Source organism: Vibrio furnissii CIP 102972, from assembly GCF_000176175.1.
In the GTDB taxonomy this organism is placed as follows: Bacteria; Pseudomonadota; Gammaproteobacteria; order Enterobacterales; family Vibrionaceae; genus Vibrio; species Vibrio furnissii.
On the sequence record NZ_ACZP01000013.1, the window covers coordinates 402,423 to 421,038 of the forward strand.

Below are 18,616 nucleotides of genomic sequence, written 5' to 3' on the forward strand. Positions count from 1 at the left end.
GGTTGGGTGAGGTGGGCTGTGTCTATTTGAGGAGCCCAGAAACGGTGAAAGCCCGATGTTGGTAGCATCGGGCTTTCGAATTTCTAGATTCTCGGATGGTAAGGCCGATCGTCTTATATATGCAAAAGGTTGGATTTAATCCAACTAATTCCTTGGTAGGGAATTAGATACGGATGAAGTCCATGTGTTCAACTTTTGGCTTGAACGCGTGACGTTGAACGTCTTGTGGCTTAACCTTAACTTCAGCGCCATCGATCACAAGAACGATTGCTTCGTAGAATTCAGGTTTGTCCATCTGGTTCACGATGTCATCGTGGTTCAGAGTGATTGATACTGGCGCAGCTTCACCACCGTAAACGATAGCAGGGAAGTTGCCAGTGTTACGTAGGCGGCGGCTCGCACCTTTACCTAGCTCAGTACGTACTACTGCTTCAAATTTCATAGTATTTACTCTCAAATTAGTAAATTAGTCATGTCACAGCGACAATGCGACCTTGTCACCGTGGTAAAGTTTCGATGTCAACAAAGCGTTAGCATCAAAACGAGCGCGGATACTACCATTCAAATGCGCTTCCGGCAATAGAAAAACATGGGCAAACACGCTGTTGGGCGTGGATTTAACCAATGTTTGCTGCTTTCACCACCTCACTTTGTTTCAAGGCGGCTTTTGGGGGGCGACAATCACGCCGCGCCTTTTGCCTTAAACAATCACGAGGATATGAGGGGCAGGGCGTTACAAAGTCGGTTGTTTGAGCCTTAAAACGGCGGACAATCCGCCCAGTTTGCTGCGTGAAAGGGTGAGCGCGCCCTGATAGCTGTGCGCCATTTCACTCACAATGTTCAAGCCCAATCCGGTGCCGGGCTGTGTTTCGTCGAGGCGCACGCCGCGTTTGACTGCGTCATGAAGTTTGCTGTCGTCAATGCCGGGGCCATCGTCCTCGATACAGATCTCAACCCATTTTTTATCGACGACGCGGCTGTGCACGCGAATCAGCGAATGCGCCCATTTATAGCTGTTTTCCAACAGGTTCCCCGCCATCTCATCAAAGTCGGTGGTGTCGACGGCGACTTCGACGTCAGAGTCGAGTTCGTTGACTAACACAATCTCTCGTTCTGCGTAGACTTTATCGAATGCCATGGCAATCCGATCGACCCGCTCGCCGGGGCAAGTTTTCACCGCCAGAATATTCGCCGAACCGGCCATGCGGGCGCGGCCAAGGTGGTAATCAATCTGGTTTTGAATCTGCGTAATCGGCTGTAGCAAGGTGTCGCGTTGCTCTGGCGGCAAGGACGCCACCTCGTTCTTTAACACCGACAGCGGCGTTTTTAGCGCGTGTGAGAGGTTGCCTGCATGATTGCGAGCGCGTTCAAGCAGCTCCTGATAATGAAACAGCAGGGCGTTGAGATCGTTCACCAACGGCGAAATCTCTTTCGGATAGGTTTCATCCAGCCCCGATTGTTCCCCTTTACGCAGCGCCACCAGCTCTTTTTGCATTTTACCTAATGGCCACAACGACCAAGAGATCTGCGCCGAAATTAACACCAAAACACCGATAAACAGCATGCCCAAAATCACCCATAACTGGCTCACAACTTGGTTTAGGGTCGCCATAATGGGGGCTTCATCAACACCGATCACAATTGAAATCGGGTTGGAAAACTCGGGCAAGTACACCGTGCGCGTTAAAATGACCAGCGGTTCATCTTTTGCGCCCAGATAGGTAGTTTTCAAGCCATGGTCGTGCTTGGTCAGCGCTTTATCCCATAACGAGCGAGAGCGCAATTCTTGGCTGCCGACACTAGCGGTCCAATACAGGCCGCTGTAGGGTTGATAAAACCGTGGGTCAGACAAACGAATCGCCAGGCTCAAACTGCCGCGATTGTTGGCTTCGAGGTTGGCGGTGATTTCGTCCATCGACAGGCGTAACTGGGTTTTGACATCCGACACCAGATAGTCTTTCACCAAGCTGGGAATGATGTAACCGGCAGATAGGATCATCGCGCTCAGCCACAACGTGGCCGCTAACAATAAGCGGCTTTTGAGGCTGAGACGCTTGAACGGCGACGTTCTATTCGGCATGCAGTTGATACCCTAAACCGCGCACGGTTTTGATGATGTTCGGCGCGATCTTTTTGCGGATTCGGCCGATAAACACTTCGATGGTGTTGGAGTCGCGATCAAAATCTTGCTTGTAAATGTGCTCCACCAACTCAGTGCGAGAAATGACTTTTTCGGGGTTATGCATAAAGTAGGCGACCACCTTGTATTCCAACGCGGTGAGGTTGATGGCTTGTCCACGCCACATCACTTTGGAGCTGCGCGTGTCGAGGCTCAAATCGCCAATTTGCATCACCGGTGAGGCGTTGCCTGATGCTCGGCGCAGTTGCGCACGAATGCGCGCGATGAGTTCCACCATTTCAAACGGTTTGGTGAGGTAATCGTCGGCCCCTGCGTTTAACCCTTCCACTCGCTGGGTTAAGGTGTCGCGCGCGCTGAGAATGACCACAGGCGTGTTAATGTTCTCATCACGAATGCCTTTCAAGACGGTCAACCCATCAAGTTTGGGTAGGCCAAGGTCGAGGACAATCACATCCCATTCTTCAGACGTGGCGCGGTAAAGCGCATCAATGCCGTCTTGCGACAATTCGGGCACCCAGCCGGTCTGTTCAAGCGATGCAATGATTTGTTCACCCAGGCGAGCGTCGTCTTCCACTACCAATATTTTCATGATGTGTCTCTATTTTTTGATGACGTCGAGGACGTTACGTCCACGAATAGACATTAGCTCAAGGGTGGCGGCGTTGTATTCCACACGAATCACTTTATTGTCATAAACCAGTTTCAGTTCATAAACCCATTCATCATCGTCTTCATCCAGTTCTACCTTAATAACGCGTCCATTTAACTGTTGGTCGATGGCGGCATACAACTCGGAGAACGGGCGAATTTTGCCTTGGCGAACGGCTTCAAACACTTCGTCTTGGTCTTCGTCGATTTTGACGCGCGCCCCTTCTTTGTAGGCGTCTTGGATAAATTCATGCGATACATCGTCGCCCGCGAAAGCTGGCAGAGAAAGGCTGCTGCAAAGAGCAAGGCATGCGAACGCTTTCATGTGTCGATTCAACATATTAGCTACCTGTTCAGTCACATGCCGTCAGTATATAAAAATGAAAATGAATAGAAAGTGAATCAACCGTGTTGCGGCGATTAACTCAGTTCATCTGCGAAGATTTTGTCACGCATTTTCCAGAAGCGCCCCGATTTACGGGCAATCACAAATTGGGGCGGGCGAAAGCGGTGTTGATTGTTGACCACTTTGCTGGGCGACGCTTCCTCGAACGGGCGGTGCTTGTCGGCCAAATGCGGACGCACAAAGCGCTCTTTGAATGTGGCTTTTTGTTTGGCGGTCGTGAGCGACCAAAACTCATGCACCTGCGCGTTGTTGTCTCCGCGGTAGGTCACTTTGAGTTGGGGCTTGCCTTTGTCGTCTTTCAACACGGACAAATCCATTTCAAGGCACTCAAATACCAGCGCATCTTTCAGATTCAGCGCTTCTTTGAGTTTTTTGTCGGGGTCTACCAGCGTCGCATCGCATTCATGACAAATTCGCGCTGCGATGTCGTTGTCTGCTCCGCATTCGCCGCAGTATTTGGCGCGAAAGCGGTAACCACAGTGTTCGCGTTCGCCAGTCTCTTCATCAGTAAAGTAGCCCTGACAGCGGCGGCCGTAGTGTTCTATCAAAAAACCGTTACTGTCGAGCTTGCCCCAAAAGTTATTGTTAAAGCCACAAGCCGGGCAGGGAATGGTGATGATTTCACTGTCGGAATCGGGTTTGGGATCGCCAACTTCCGGCTGATATAAATCGTAGGTGTTGCCCGCATAATCAAGCACCAGACATTCGGTTTTCCCCGGCGAAAGGCGCAAACCCCGTCCGACGATTTGTTGATACAAGCTGACCGATTCGGTGGGGCGCAAAATGGCAATCAGATCCACGTGCGGCGCATCGAAACCGGTGGTCAGCACCGACACATTGACGAGAAATTTTAACTCCCGTTGCTTGAAGCGTTGAATGATCGCATCACGCTCGGGGGAGGGCGTATCGCCAATCACAATGTCGGATTCCGACTCTGGCAGCAAGCTGAGAATTTCCTGCGCGTGGCGCACGGTGGCGGCGAAGACCATCACGCCTTGTTTGTCGGCGGCGAGTTGAATGATTTGCGCGACAATTTGCGGTGTGGCGCGTTTTGACTGCTCGATCACCAAATCCATGTCGGATTCTTTGTAGCGACCGGTGTTGGCAGGTTTCAACTGCGAGAAATCATAGCTCAGTACGGGCGCGTCAATTAGCCGCGCTGGGGTAAGAAATCCTTCATCCAACAGATAACGAATCGGCAATTCAAAAATGCAGTCGCGGAAAAAGCGTGGCTCTTCGCTGCGTACCAAACCGCGCGTGTGGTACTGATAAATCCACCCCATGCCTAAACGATACGGCGTGGCGGTCAGGCCCAACACCTTCATGCCCGCATTGAGTTCCAGCAGGTGGGTGATAACTTTTTGATAGCTACTGCTTTTTTCGTCTGGCACGCGGTGGCATTCGTCGATCACCAACAGCGAAAACTGGTTTTTGAATGCGTCGAGGTTGCGTACCACCGATTGTACTGAGGCAAACACCACTTGTTGATCGGTCTCTTTGCGGCCGAGGCCTGCTGAGAAGATGGCGCCTTTGAGGCCATAGCCTTCGTACTTGGCGTGGTTTTGTTCCACCAACTCTTTCACGTGTGCTAGCACCAACACGCGACCTTTGGCTAAGCGCGCCAATTCGGCGATCACCAAACTTTTGCCAGCGCCGGTTGGTAGCACAATCACAGCGGGGGTTGCGTGTTGACGAAAGTAGTGGATCACTGCTTTCACGGAATCGGTTTGATAGGGGCGAAGTGTGTACATGCGGGCCAGCGATAATATCGGTGAAATAGTTCAACTATTTGGTGTCAGCCCGCTATAATACCCGACTTCAAGCAGATGAGGTATTCATGCGTTTAGATAAATTCTTGTGTGATGCGCTGGGCAGCACACGAAAAGAAGCCACTCAGATTCTAAAAAGTGGCGATGTAACCGTTGATGGTAAAGTTCAAAAAAGCGGTTCAGTCCAAGTGACGGAAGCATCCGTGGTGGCATGGCAAGAGCGCCAACTGTCTCTGACGGGGCCACGTTACATTATGTTGTATAAGCCGGAAGGGTTTGTTTGCTCGCATGAAGATGGCTTTAATCAAACAGCATTTGTTCTGCTCGATGAAGTGAATATGCGCGGCCTGCATTTTGCGGGTCGTTTGGATGTGGATACCACGGGCTTGGTGCTGATCACCGATGATGGCCAGTGGTCTCACCGGATTACGTCGCCGAAGCACAAGTGCGACAAAACGTACCGCGTGTGGTTGGCCGATGCGGTTCAAGCGGATTACGCTGAGAAATTGGCTCACGGGATTGAGCTGCGTAACGAGCGTGAATTGACGCTGCCTGCGCACATGGAATTGGTCAACGCTGACGAAAACGAAGTGTTGCTGACCATTCATGAAGGCAAGTACCATCAAGTGAAGCGCATGTTTGCGGCGCTCGGGAACAAAGTCGAAGCGCTGCACCGCGAGCGCGTGGGCGATATCGTGCTGGATGAATCCTTGGAACCGGGCGAATACCGTTACCTCACGGAAGCGGAAGTGGCGTCCATTTGGAAGTAACTGATGACTCTGTCAGGAAACAAAAGGTAAATTAGGAAATAGTTTGTTTCCTAATAAGAACTAGAAGTTTACGCGTATTTCCCTAATCTGTGACGCGTTTACTCAATGATCGAAGTGCGGCACCTTGTTGTCGCACTTCGTATTTTTATCAAAGTGGAGATTTATGACCTCGAATACTGCTTCCCCTCAGCATGATGCTTCGAAGCTCGGTTTTCTGTTGTTTGTGGTGCTTGGCGCGATTGGCGCGTTAACCCCATTGGCGATCGACATGTATCTACCCGCGATGCCGGCGATTGCTCGCGATCTCGGTGCCAGTGCCGGCGCGGTTCAAATTACGTTAACGGCCTATACGGCCGGGTTTGCTATCGGCCAACTTTTGCATGGCCCCCTTGCCGATAGTTACGGCCGTCGTCCGGTGATGCTGTGCGGCATTCTTCTGTTTGCCATCGCATCCATGGTGAGTGCGACCACCGATGGCATTGATGCGTTAACCATGATTCGTGCAGCGCAAGGGTTTGCTGGCGCGGCGGCGGCAGTGGTGATTCAGGCGGTGGTGCGTGATATGTTCGACCGCGAAGACTTTGCGCGTGCGATGTCGTTTGTGACGCTGGTGGTGACGTTAGCACCGCTGTTGGCGCCGATGATCGGCGGGCACTTAGCGGTTTGGTTTGGCTGGCGTTCAATTTTCTGGGCATTGGCGATTTTTTCTGCGGTGGTGATCGCGATGGTGTTCTGGAAAATTCCGGAGACGCTGTCGGCCGAAAATCGTCAGCCGCTGCATTTTAAAAGCACCATCAAAAACTACGTTCAACTGTGTCGCAATAGCGAAGCGATGGGGCTGATTTTCGCTGGTGCGTTTTCGTTCTCCGGTATGTTTGCCTTCTTAACAGCCGGTTCGTTTGTGTACATCGATATTTATGGCGTCACGCCGAATGAGTTTGGTTACTTGTTTGGCTTGAACATTGTCGCCATGATTGCGATGACCAGCCTCAATGGCCGCGTGGTGAAGAAAGTCGGTTCACATGCCATGCTGCGCTTTGGCTTGTTCGTACAGTTGCTGGCGGGGATTGGCTTGTTCGTCGGTTGGCTCATGGGCGTAGGATTGTGGGGCACGGTGCCGTTTGTGGTGCTGTTTGTCGGCTCCATTTCTACCATTGGTAGTAACTCCATGGGGCTATTATTAAGTGGTTACCCGCGCATGGCGGGAACGGCATCCTCTTTGGCTGGAACGTTGCGCTTTGGTACGGGGTCGCTGGTGGGTGCGCTGGTGGCAGCGATGCCCGGTGACGTGACGTGGCCAATGGTTTTCGTGATGGCCGGATGTTCGGTATTATCAGCAAGTTTTTATTGGATCTTAGGAAGAAAAGCGTAGTGGCAGATTACTACTTGGAAATTCAGAATGTCGTGAATACGGCATTGGCAGAGTTAGATGCTGAACATCGTTCAGGCAAGCTGGTGAATGCACCAGTGGCCAATAATCATTTTTTGGTGCATTGGGTAACCAAGGCGCTTAAAGGCCAACGTTTCCATCGTTGTGTGGTGGATGACCTCACGCGCTGGCAGAAAGCGGGGCGTTCTAAAGGCAATCAATCTGAATTGCTGTTTACCTTCAAACGTATTTCCGCATATTACGCGTCGTTTTTTAATGACGCGCGCGACAACACCATCACCGACAAGAAAATCGAGCAGTTCCTCGACACGATGGAGCAGGACGGTTGGGAAGTTTCGACCTCTGAGCCGCTGGTGAACTGTGGCAAAGTACAGATTTTCACGGATGGACAAAACTCACTGGCGCTGTGCGCTACGCAATGTGAGTCCTGTTTTGAAGGGGAACTGCTGACCAAACCCATGAGTTGGTTTGTCCGTGGTCATCATGCTGGGTTTGTTGAGAAAGCGGCAGCGGCCGGATTCATGCTGCACAAGCGCACCGATTATAAATCCAACGTGAAATATCACGGTGAATACCTTGTTTACCCGGGCAATATGGGGCTGCAGGTGGCGGAAATTCCGCTGTCATTCAAAGCGGACTGATGCTCAGCAAGCTGATGTTCGACACGGATTGACATGAACGGGGTCGATTGAAGGAACGCTTTGCGGCATTCCTCTAACATCAGATAAAAAGTAACATCGGACAAAAAGGCGCTGAGATTCAGCGCCTTTTTTGTTGTGCTTTTTTCACGATGGCTTTCACCATGCCGTTAAAAATAAACAGATGCGCGGGCATCATGGCAAACCAATACAACAAGCCCAGAAAACCTTGTGGATGCCACCACGCGGTGACGTTGAGCTCGCGTTTGCCGTTCACCTCTTTGATAGTAAATTCAAGGCGCCCCAGCCCCGGGCCTTTCATGCCAAAGAACAGCGACAAAAAGCGATTGGGTTCGCTGCGAATGACTTTCCATGAGTCGATAAAATCTCCTACCTGCAACTCTGGCCCCGGCGGACTGCGCCGCACTGGCTTGCCACCGCCGAAGAACAGATCGAGCCACTCGCGCGTGCGCCACAATACGTTGGCAAAGAAATATCCTTCTTCACGGCTACCGATGGTACGAATCACCGCCCATAATTGCTGCGCACTCACGTCGGTGGTGATGGTGGCTCCCGCTTGTTTGGGGTAGTAGCCAAAACCCGGTTGCCAACGGTTGAGGGCATTGGGATCAAAGCCCCACACTTCGGTGCGTACAAAGACCCCTTCCTGATCAATGGTGTGTTTGGCCGCGTCGTAATAACTGATCATCGGTTGCGGATAACGCTGCTGAATCTCTTCTGCATGGGCGACATAGTCGTGTGATAAGCCGTCGAGCAAGGCACGACCGATACTCGATGGCACTGAGGTAACCAATCCAAGCCAGTACGACGCCATGCGAGGCGTGAGGAGTGAGGTCGACCACAGGCGAAACGGCTTTTTCGCCAATTCGCAAATCACGCGAAATTGTTCGCGGTAGGTGAGGGTATCCGGGCCACCTGCTTCAAATAGCTGATGTGTGGTTGGCGTCTCTTTCGCCAGATTAAGAAGGTAATGATTGAGGTTTGCCAGCGCAATTGGGTTGGCTTTGGAATCCACCCATTTGGGCGCAATCAAAATCGGTAAGTTATAGACAAAATCGCGCATGATCTCGAACGCCGCCGAACCGGGGCCGATGATGACGCCGGCACGCAGCTCGGTCACAGGCACTTGACTTTGGCGCAAAATATCGCCGGTTTCACGCCGTGCTTGCAAGTGCTCGGAGTGGCCGGTGTGTGGTTGCAAGGCACTCAAATAGATGACGTGCTGAACCTTACTTTGATCGAGAGCGTGTTTAAAGTGATGCGCGAGTGAAAGTTCGTAATCGACAAAGTCATGGCCTTGTGCCATGCCATGGACCAAAAAAAACACCAAATCAAATTGTGGCACCAGCGCCAGCGTGGCTGCTTCATCGGCAAGATCCAATGGGGTGATGGTGAGCTGAGGATGGGGCGCAATACGCATGGTGAGATAGTCGGTGTGGCGTGACGCTGCAGTGACTTGGTACCCTTCTGCCAGTAGCAAGGGCAGCAGTTGAGAGCCAACATAGCCGGACGCACCCAGCACGAGAACTTTCTTCATTCGTCATCCTTTGAATGGAGTGGTGTGATTATGAGCATACGCGTATAATAGCTGCTCATTTTTCCCCTTGCTATCAAACTCTTGCCTTTGAGGTGTTCTGTTGTCTGTTATCTCTCAAGTTTTACATCACACTCGGGGTGATTTTTTCCGCCGTTTAGTGGCGATTGCGCTGCCCATCAGCCTGCAAAGCATCATGTTTTCGAGTCGTGGTCTGGTCGACGTATTAATGCTGGGCCAATTGGGAGAAGCAGAGATTGCCGCCGTGGGCGTGGCTGCGCGCGCGACGTTTGTCACCACCATTATGTTGGTGGGCGTGACCACCGGCGGCGCCTTATTGACGGCGCAGTATTGGGGCGCAGCGAACAAGCAAGGTGTGCGTGAAAGTACCGCACTGACTTGGTTGGTCTCGATGTTCTTTGCCCTGTTTACCGTGGCGCTGTTTTTAATCTTCCCCACTCAGATCATGGGGCTGACAACTGATTCGGCACGAGTCAACGAACTGGGCACGCAATACTTGGTGATCACGTCATTTAGTATGTTTGCGGTGGCGTGCGTCAGTAGTATGGCCGTTGGTTTGCGCGCAATGCACAAACCGGGCATCAGCACCTTCTTCAGCGGCATTGGGATTTTATCCAACGTCTTCCTGAACTGGATTTTGATTTTCGGGAAGTTCGGTTTTCCGGCAATGGGCATTCAGGGCGCGGCGATTGCAACGCTACTCAGTGGTTTGATTGAAGTCGCAACCTTGTATGGTTACCTCTACGGTAAACATCACTTGTTGGCCTTCCACCTTGGCGACATTCGCGCCGTGATAGTGTGGAAAACCATTGCTCGTTTTCTCAAGCTCTCGCTGCCGACCACCTTTAATTTCCTCGGCTGGGCCGGGGGCTTGTTCGCTTATCACGCCATCATGGGGCAAACCGGCGTGCAAGGACTAGCCGCGCTGTCGGTGATGACGCCCGTTGAATCTATTTCTCTGAGTTTGCTGATTGGCATGTCGAATGCGGCTGCGGTGCTGGTGGGAAACCAACTTGGCGCGAAGAATTTTGAGGCCGTTTATTATCAAGCGCTGGGGATCACCTTCCTCAGTTTGGGGGTGGGAATTGTGGTGGCAATGCTGCTGTTTGTTGTACAAATTCCGATCCTCAACTCGTTTAGTGCTCTAACGGTTGAAACCCGTGAGTTGGCTGAAGAATTCATCATGATCTTGAGTTTGGGCATTGTGCTGCGCTCAATTCCGATGACGATTATTGTGGGGGTACTGCGTGCGGGTGGGGATGTAAAATTCTGCCTCGGCCAAGACATGATCGCACAATGGGTGATCGGCATTCCTTTGGCGGCGTTTGCAGCAATTTATCTCCATGCGAAACCAGAATGGATCTATTTACTGTTTTTAACAGAAGAAGTGGTGAAATGGTTTGGGTCAATATGGCGCATGAAAAGCAAGAAGTGGATGCGCAATTTGATTGAAAACTAGACGTAAAACCATTTTGTAATGCATTTAAGTGCATATTTTGTGATCTGATATCCAAATTACTTCCTGTTGAAAGGGATTTAGTGTAGATTCTCAGTCCACTTTCCAATGACGACGAGCGATTTAATGTTACAGCTGATAGACCTGTCCAAAGGCTATGTGGATGGCGATGAATTCCACCCTGTATTGCAGGGAGCGCAGTTGACGTTAAATCAAGGCGATCAGTTGGCATTAATGGGCGAGAGCGGCTCGGGCAAGAGCACGCTACTCAACCTGATTGCCGGGCTGGATACCGCAGATTCTGGTGAGATTTGGTTTCCCGGGTTTGGCATGCATAATAATGCCGAACACAAGCGTACCGCCTTTCGTCGTAATAACATCGGTCACGTCTTTCAGCAGTTTAACTTGCTTCCCACACTGAACATTGCCGACAACATCCGATTCTGCCGTCAGCTCAAAGGCTTGCCGGAAGATCAGGGGTTGTGGCGTCAAATCCTGTCCGCGCTCGATCTCATGCCGTTGCTGGGACGTTATCCTGAAGAGGTGTCTGGTGGACAACAACAGCGTGCAGCCATTGCGCGCGCGCTGTATATGGAACCGACGCTCTTGCTTGCCGATGAACCGACCGGAAGTTTGGATGAGCGTAATGCAGAAGCGGTGATGCGTCTGTTAACCTCGTTGGCAAGGCAACTGGAGTGCACATTACTGTTGGTGACCCACAGTGAAAAAGTAGCGCAACACATGGAAGGTTGCATTCGTCTCCAGGGAGGACAACTTCATGTTATGGCCCGTAGTTAAAGCACTACTTGGGCATTACCGTCGCTACCCACTGCAGATCTTTCTTGTTTGGCTGGGCTTGACGCTCAGCGTTTCGTTATTGGTGGGTGTGACCGCTATTAACCAACATGCACGTCAAAGCTACGAGCATGGCGAAAAATTATTCTCCAATCCATTGCCTTATCGCGTTCGTACCAAACACGCGGCCAATAAAATTCCGCAAGGTTTCTACGTTCAATTACGCCGTGATGGCTTCATTCAATGTGCCCCGTTTGATAACTATCGTTTGACCACCAAATCCGGCGTGGACATGACCCTGATCGGCATCGATCCGGTGGCCATGTTGCCGCTTGGCAATGGCAAAACCCTGAGTGAAATGCACACACTGGCGTTGATGACGCCGCCGTATCCGATCATGGTCAGCAAAGATTTTGCCTCCATCCAAGGTTGGGCGAATGGTGACTTTATCAAGTTGGATGACGGCTCGAAACTCGGCCCCGTGTTGATTGACAGCAACAACCTGATCAACGGCACGCGCGTGATCGCCGACTTGTCGCTGGTGCGGATGTTGAAGAAAAGCGCAGGTCTATCGGTGATTGCGTGTAGCGACATGCCGCCAGAAAAACTAGAAGCGCTGAAAAATTCGCTGCCCAACGGCATGACATTGGTGCGCAGCACGCGCTCAGAGCTGGAATCACTCACTCGCGCGTTTCACATGAACCTGACTGCGATGGGCATGCTCTCCTTCTTGGTGGGGTTGTTTATTTTCTATCAAGCGATGTCACTTTCGTTGATTCAGCGTCAGCCGCTGGTGGGGATTTTGCGCCAAACTGGTGTGTCAGGTTGGCAATTAGCGAAAGCTTTGTCGATTGAGCTCTTTGGCCTCGTTGTTTTGAGCTGGGTGTGCGGGAACGTGTTTGGGCTGATTCTGGCCAATCAACTCATTCCATCCGTATCGGCGAGTTTGGCGAACCTGTATGAAGCGAACGTTGGGTTATCGATTCGTTGGGATTGGTCGTGGAGCAGTTACAGTCTATTCATGGCAATTTTCGGTGCATTTGCTTCGTGTGCTTGGCCGTTGATTCGCTTGTTGCGCTCACAGCCGGTGCGTTTGACGACGCGTCTTTCTCTGGTGCGTTTTGCTGGATCAGAGTTTACGTTGCAGGCTTTGGTGGCGTGCGGTTTGGGAATTGCTGCGTTCGCAGTCTACCAAGCGCCGAAAACCCAATCTTCGGGTTTTGCGATCATTGCCTTGATGCTGCTCAGTGCCGCGCTGGTCACGCCATTCTTGATCTGGAAAGTGTTCCTTAGTTTTTCCTACACGTTACGTTGGGTCAAAGTGCGTTGGTTCTTTGCTGATGCCGCGGCGAGTATGAGTTACCGCGGTGTGGCAACCATGGCATTCATGTTGGCGATGGCGGCGAATATTGGCGTCGAAACCATGGTCGGCAGTTTCCGCGACACCACCGAAAAATGGCTGACACAACGTTTGGCGGCGGATGTATATCTTTATCCAACCAACAGCTCGGCATCGCGCATGAGTGATTGGCTGATCAAGCAACCTGAAGTGCAAGATGTGTGGTGGCGCTGGGAAAAAGACTTCTCCACCGATAAAGGGGTATTGCAGGTGGTTAGTACCGGCGCTTCCGACGGTGAGCTGGATTCACTGACGGTGAAGTTGGGCGTGCCAAACTATTGGTATCATCTACACAATTCGCGGGGCGTGATGATCAGTGAATCGATGGCGATCAAACTGGGCATTCGCCCGGGCGATTACATCGATTTGTCGATGCCGTTGGGGCAGGGCTGGCTGGTTGTCGGCGTCTATTACGATTACGGCAACCCGTACAATCAGGTGCTGATGTCGCATCGCAACTGGCTGTACGCCTTTGCGGGCACAGGGAATGTCGCTTTGGCGGTCAAACTGCACGAAGGCATTCACGGCGAAGGACTGAAGAAACGTTTGGATACCGTCTTCCGCCTCGACTCGGAACGTATTTTTGATAACACCGGCATCCATCAACAGGCGATGCGCGTGTTTGATCGCACGTTTGCTATTGCCGGAACACTGGGTAACATCACGCTATTGATCGCTGTGTGCGGTATCTTCTTTGCTACCTTGGCGGGAGAAGTGTCTCGTCAGCGTCATATTTCGCTGCTGCGTTGTTTGGGCGTATCCGGCAAAGAGTTGGTGATCATCGGTGCGTTACAACTGTTTGTATTCGGCGCCATTGCGTTGCTGATTGCGATGCCGCTTGGGATCGCGTTAGCGAAACTGGTGGTTGACGTGGTCATTCGTCAGTCATTTGGATGGACCATGGAACTGCAACTGATCCAAGGCGCGTACGCGCGCACGGCCTTGTGGTCGATGTTGGCTTTGATTGTCGCAGGCGCACTGCCCGTGATTCGTTTGGTGAGGCAGTCAGCGATGAAGTCGTTAAGGGATGCGCTGTAATGAAGACGCTGAAGAAAAACATAAAGTTAGCGGCGGCAACGCTGGTGTGCTTGGGCATCATTGCATTGATCGGCTACCTGACGTACTTGCTGTTTTTTACTCAGAAACAGGAAAGTCACGGCGATGACCTTCATTCGACGCTCACTTCGCAGCGCCATCAGGTGTATGAACCGGTTTTACCGAATCATCCAGTGACGCTGCCTGGCGATTTTGCATTTCATCCCCAGTTTCAACATGAATGGTGGCATTTTTTCGCCAACGTGACGGACGAAAATGGCCAACATTACGGTGTGCAATGGAACTATTTCCGCATCGCCAATGACGACAGAAACACCATCGGTTGGCAAAGTCCTCAGCTTTATTTATCGCACACCGTGATTTCGACGCGTGACCACGTTTGGCGCGAACAGCGGATCGCGCGTGGTGGTATTGGCCAAGCGGGCATGAATAGCCAGCCGTTTCGTTTGTGGATCGATAACTGGAACTGGCGCTCGCTGGGCAATGGGCCGCTACCAGGGTTATTGAGTGTTAATACCGATTCCTTTGCACTGTTGCTGCAAATGACCGCGTCAGGTCCTTACGTGCTGCCGGGCGATAAAGGGTATCAAACCAAACACGATTTATTACCAGTGGCATCTTACAACATTCAAGCGCCTTTCATTCAAGTGCGTGGCAAACTCCAACTGAGTAAAAACACGCCGCCGGTGACGGTTGAAGGTACGGCGTGGGTGAGTAAAGAGTGGGGCAGTGGCCTGTTGGCTGAAGGGCAACAAGGTTGGGATTGGTTTGTGTTGGAACTTGATGACAGTACCACGTTGACCGTCAGCCGTTACCGCCATTCATTGCAACTGCCTTACGTGTTTGGCACGTTGTCGACCAAGGATGGCAAGGTGATTGCGCTGAAAGAGTCTGACATTCAGATCAAGCCTGTGCACTTAACGTCACTTGCGAATGGGAAATCGGTGCCGCTGCAATGGCATATTTCAATTCCAAGCCAGAACATCAACATCTCTACCAGCGTGCTCAATCAACATTTGTGGTTGCCGTTTGCACTGCCATATTGGGAAGGCCCGATTTACGCCGTGGGGTCACATCGCGCTAAAGGTTTCATGCAGTTAACCGGTTACTGAGCCATGTTTGCGAACGTGAGTCGCCATCAAACATGGGTTATATTTTATCGGGAACCACTCAGTGGTTCCCGTTTTGTTATGTACGCGTTCGAAAATGTAGCGTTTTATTTCCTATACTTATATTTCGATCTTTATTGACGGAATATACGTACCATTGGCTTTAATTGTTCGGTTTTTCCGATGCTAAGCTTCATTACAAGCGATTTTTCAACCAATCTGCGAGTGGCTACACTATTTGCCTATTCTTAAGTATCGTTTATTAACATAACAATAAGGACGATGAAATGACTGATATGATTCGTGACTTCTTTAAATTGGAGTCCGCCGGGGGAATTATCCTAGTGATTGCCGCAGTGGTCGCTATGACAATTGCCAACTCTCCTTTAAATGACGTTTACCAAGGCGTACTGCACAGTTACGTGATGGGTATGTCGGTATCTCACTGGATTAACGATGGCCTGATGGCGGTGTTCTTCCTGTTGATCGGCCTCGAAGTCAAACGTGAATTATTGGAAGGTGCATTAAAATCCCGTGAAACGGCGATTTTCCCAGCGATTGCTGCAGTGGGCGGTATGCTGGCACCGGCACTGATCTACGTTCTATTTAACGCAGGCGATCCAGAAGCGATCCAAGGTTGGGCAATCCCAGCGGCGACGGATATCGCATTCGCGCTTGGTATTATGGCATTGTTGGGTAAGCGTGTCCCTGTGAGCCTCAAAGTCTTCCTGCTGGCATTGGCCATCATTGATGACTTGGGTGTGGTTGTCATCATCGCGCTGTTCTACACCAGCGACCTGTCAACTATGGCGCTTGTGGTCGGATTTATCATGACAGCTGTGCTGTTTGTGATGAACGCAAAACACGTAACGAAGATCAGCTTATACACCGTTGTGGGTCTGATTCTGTGGGTAGCCGTACTGAAATCTGGCGTCCACGCAACACTTGCGGGTGTGGTTATCGGTTTCGCGATTCCACTGAAAGGCAAAGCCGGTGAGCATTCACCACTGAAACACATGGAACATGCGCTGCATCCGTACGTTGCATTCGCTATCCTGCCTCTGTTTGCCTTTGCAAACGCAGGTATCTCACTGGATGGTGTGTCGATGTCTGGTCTTGCGTCAACATTGCCTCTGGGCGTGGCGTTGGGTCTGTTGGTTGGTAAGCCTCTGGGTATCTTCAGCTTCAGTGTGGCTGCCGTGAAATTGGGTGTGGCTAAGTTGCCAGAAGGCATTAACTTCAAGCATATCTTTGCGGTGTCTATCCTGTGTGGTATTGGCTTTACGATGTCGATCTTTATCTCATCACTGGCATTTGGTAGTGCACATGCCGACTACGATACCTACGCACGTTTGGGTATTCTGATGGGCTCGACGACTGCCGCCATTCTTGGTTACGTCCTGCTGAGAATGTCTCTGCCAAAGACAGCCGCTCAGTAATTCGACCGGATGCATTGAATCAACAAAGGCCCCGATGTTCGGGGCCTTTTCTTTTTTAGAACCATTTTCTTATGTTGGAAAGACTACTTTTTCAAGGTCGAGAAAATCGTCCACTCTTCGACCACTTTCTCTTTCAGGCCAACCACGGTGGCTGTCACACGTCGGTTTACGGCGTGCGCAGAGTTGGTATCTCCGTCATCCAGCAGACGTGTTTCACCAAAACCGATGATGCGCACGCGTTTGGGCGAGATGCCATAAGAGAGTAGTTTCCTTTCCACCGCTTCAGCGCGTTTTTGTGAAAGTTCTTGATTGTATTCATTGGTCCCTACTTTACTGGTGTAACCCTGAATCTCAATGGAAGCACTCTGATAGGTTTTCAAAAATTCAGCCATGGCCTGAATTTGATCGGCAAACACGGGGTTTATCTCATACGAGTCATTGGCGAACAGGATGTGCAATTGACGCTTCGCCGAGTTTCGAATCACTTCGCCGCAGCCGTCGTTATCGATCTCTGCACCAGACGGTGTACCTGGGCAAATATCACGCGCATTGACGACACCATCGCTGTCATCATCTTGCAAATCAGCAATCTGATTCGCTTGCGGCGCCTCCATATAATCATACTCATCGTTGGCATACGCCGGAAAGGTCAACAGACTCGCCAGTATGGAGATTGAAAAGAGTTTAGTCGTCATATCAGTACTCCACTTTCTGTGTCCATTCTTCCGGAACATCCACCAACAGGGCATCGATCAACACACCGATGGCGTTCATCACGCGATATTTGGCGTATTGCTCGGCGTAGTTTGCGTCGAGATAGTCTTTACGAGCTTCAAACAGTTCGTTTTCGGTGTTGAGCAAATCCAGCAACGTACGTTGGCCGATTCGATACTGTTTCTCGTAGGCAATGACCGTCTGCGAGGCAGAATCGACATGGTCTGCAAGGAAGTTTTTCTGTTGCAGTGTTAAGTCGAGCGCACTCCAAGACAGACGCAAGCTCTCTTCGATTTCTCGGTAGGCGTTATCACGTAAATCTTTTGCTTTGTTGAGTTGGTATGCAGCACTTTCACTGCGGTCGCTATCGCTGCCACCGTTATACAGGTTGTATTTCAGACGCAGCATGGCCACCGTTTCACTGGCTCCACCTTCATAGCCGCCCGCATCGTCTCGCCATGTTTGACGGGCTTCAATAGAGAGCGTTGGGTAGTTCGTGCCTTTCGACTGCTTGTATTGAAAGCGTGCCGAGTCGACGTCTGCGGCTGCAATCTGAATGACAGGGTGGCTATCAAACGCTTCCACCAATGCATCAGACAAAGACAATGGGATTTTAGACACATCGGCGCGCGGATAGAGCAGGCCCAGCGGCTCTTGTCCCACTAAACGGCGGAACTGCGTGTGTGTGTCGAACAAGTTATTTTGCGCTGCAAGTAAGTTGCCTTGCGCTTTGGCGATCCGCGCTTCGACTTGCGTTAAGTCCGCCGTCGAGCCGACCCCCGAATCAACCCGTTTTTTGATGTCACGATAAATTCGTTTATGCACCGCCAGATTACTCTCTGACAGAGCCAAGACTTCCGTCGCTTTCACGGCATTGAGGTAGACTTTGGTGACTTCCAACGCCATGTTGGACGCATCATCAAGAAGTTGTAGACGAACGGATTCAGCTTCCGCTGCTGTGCGATCCATGTCGTTGAGCGTGGCGTTACCGTCCCACAAAAGTTGGTTGAGGATGATGCTGGCTTCCTTTCGAGTCAGATCCGTATCGTCTCGGCCCACCGTATAAGCAGGTCGAATGCCTTCGTAACCGATCCCGGCATCTAAATCGATCGTCGGTAAGTAGGCGCCACCAGAAGCATCGCTTTCTTTCACGCTACTGACGAACTGGTTGTAACTGGCTTTGATTTCAGGATTGTTTGCTAAAGCAAGCGCAACAGCCTGTTCTAACGTTTGGGCTGAAGCTTGAAGCGGCAAAAACAACAAACATCCTGAGAGAAGTGGAATGTTCCGTTTCACAGGGGTGCTCCTATG

Annotated in this window: 16 protein-coding genes; 8 read left to right on the top strand and 8 right to left on the bottom strand. The window is 51.1% G+C overall.

What is annotated here, in order from left to right; translation table 11 throughout:
* Window positions 1-163: 163 nt before the first annotated feature.
* The 5 genes from rplY to VFA_RS05900 form a co-directional block, all read right to left on the bottom strand.
* A complete protein-coding gene (gene rplY, locus VFA_RS05880) occupies window positions 164-442 on the bottom strand; it encodes a 50S ribosomal protein L25 (RefSeq protein ID WP_004725590.1) in 279 nt (92 codons plus the stop codon).
* Window positions 443-733: 291 nt separating this feature from the next.
* Window positions 734-2,080, bottom strand: a complete 1,347-nt coding sequence (locus VFA_RS05885; RefSeq protein WP_004725594.1) for an ATP-binding protein — start codon at window positions 2,078-2,080, stop codon at window positions 734-736.
* Window positions 2,070-2,729, bottom strand: a complete 660-nt coding sequence (locus VFA_RS05890; RefSeq protein ID WP_014204965.1) for a response regulator transcription factor — start codon at window positions 2,727-2,729, stop codon at window positions 2,070-2,072. The genes VFA_RS05885 and VFA_RS05890 overlap by 11 nt, the downstream gene beginning before the upstream one ends.
* Before the next feature lie 9 nt (window positions 2,730-2,738).
* On the bottom strand, window positions 2,739-3,128 hold the full coding sequence (locus tag VFA_RS05895; RefSeq protein ID WP_004725598.1) for a PepSY domain-containing protein: 390 nt from the start codon (window positions 3,126-3,128) through the stop codon (window positions 2,739-2,741).
* Window positions 3,129-3,208: 80 nt separating this feature from the next.
* Window positions 3,209-4,945, bottom strand: a complete 1,737-nt coding sequence (locus VFA_RS05900; RefSeq protein ID WP_004725600.1) for a DEAD/DEAH box helicase — start codon at window positions 4,943-4,945, stop codon at window positions 3,209-3,211.
* Between the two features lie 86 nt (window positions 4,946-5,031).
* Between VFA_RS05900 and rsuA the strand changes: the two genes are divergently transcribed.
* From rsuA to VFA_RS05915, 3 genes are all read left to right on the top strand, one after another.
* Window positions 5,032-5,733, top strand: coding sequence for a 16S rRNA pseudouridine(516) synthase RsuA (gene rsuA, locus VFA_RS05905; protein WP_004725602.1), 702 nt, complete (start codon window positions 5,032-5,034; stop codon window positions 5,731-5,733).
* A 163-nt stretch (window positions 5,734-5,896) separates the two neighbouring features.
* On the top strand, window positions 5,897-7,105 hold the full coding sequence (locus VFA_RS05910) for a Bcr/CflA family multidrug efflux MFS transporter (RefSeq protein ID WP_004725604.1): 1,209 nt from the start codon (window positions 5,897-5,899) through the stop codon (window positions 7,103-7,105).
* Window positions 7,105-7,764: a DUF2913 family protein gene (locus tag VFA_RS05915; RefSeq protein ID WP_004725606.1), complete on the top strand. Its 660-nt coding sequence runs from the start codon at window positions 7,105-7,107 to the stop codon at window positions 7,762-7,764. The genes VFA_RS05910 and VFA_RS05915 overlap by 1 nt, the downstream gene beginning before the upstream one ends.
* A gap of 118 nt (window positions 7,765-7,882) precedes the next feature.
* Here VFA_RS05915 and VFA_RS05920 read toward each other — a convergent pair whose 3' ends face one another.
* Window positions 7,883-9,319, bottom strand: a complete 1,437-nt coding sequence (locus VFA_RS05920; RefSeq protein WP_004725608.1) for a DUF2867 domain-containing protein — start codon at window positions 9,317-9,319, stop codon at window positions 7,883-7,885.
* Between the two features lie 100 nt (window positions 9,320-9,419).
* On the opposite strand from VFA_RS05920, the gene VFA_RS05925 reads away from it, so the two are divergent.
* From VFA_RS05925 to nhaA, 5 genes are all read left to right on the top strand, one after another.
* On the top strand, window positions 9,420-10,796 hold the full coding sequence (locus tag VFA_RS05925) for an MATE family efflux transporter (protein ID WP_038151056.1): 1,377 nt from the start codon (window positions 9,420-9,422) through the stop codon (window positions 10,794-10,796).
* Between the two features lie 123 nt (window positions 10,797-10,919).
* Window positions 10,920-11,591, top strand: coding sequence for an ABC transporter ATP-binding protein (locus tag VFA_RS05930; RefSeq protein WP_004725612.1), 672 nt, complete (start codon window positions 10,920-10,922; stop codon window positions 11,589-11,591).
* Window positions 11,572-14,025, top strand: coding sequence for an ABC transporter permease (locus VFA_RS05935; RefSeq protein WP_004725614.1), 2,454 nt, complete (start codon window positions 11,572-11,574; stop codon window positions 14,023-14,025). The genes VFA_RS05930 and VFA_RS05935 overlap by 20 nt, the downstream gene beginning before the upstream one ends.
* Window positions 14,025-15,155, top strand: coding sequence for a lipocalin-like domain-containing protein (locus tag VFA_RS05940; RefSeq protein ID WP_004725616.1), 1,131 nt, complete (start codon window positions 14,025-14,027; stop codon window positions 15,153-15,155). The genes VFA_RS05935 and VFA_RS05940 overlap by 1 nt, the downstream gene beginning before the upstream one ends.
* A 284-nt stretch (window positions 15,156-15,439) precedes the next feature.
* Window positions 15,440-16,591 (top strand): Na+/H+ antiporter NhaA, encoded by a 1,152-nt coding sequence (nhaA, locus tag VFA_RS05945; protein WP_004725618.1) that lies wholly within the window; start codon window positions 15,440-15,442, stop codon window positions 16,589-16,591.
* An 83-nt stretch (window positions 16,592-16,674) separates the two neighbouring features.
* Here the strand turns inward: nhaA and VFA_RS05950 are convergent, their stop codons facing one another.
* A complete protein-coding gene (locus VFA_RS05950; RefSeq protein WP_038151059.1) occupies window positions 16,675-17,286 on the bottom strand; it encodes an OmpA family protein in 612 nt (203 codons plus the stop codon).
* Window position 17,287: 1 nt separating this feature from the next.
* Window positions 17,288-18,565, bottom strand: coding sequence for a TolC family outer membrane protein (locus tag VFA_RS05955; RefSeq protein ID WP_004725623.1), 1,278 nt, complete (start codon window positions 18,563-18,565; stop codon window positions 17,288-17,290).
* Window positions 18,566-18,616: the final 51 nt, after the last annotated feature.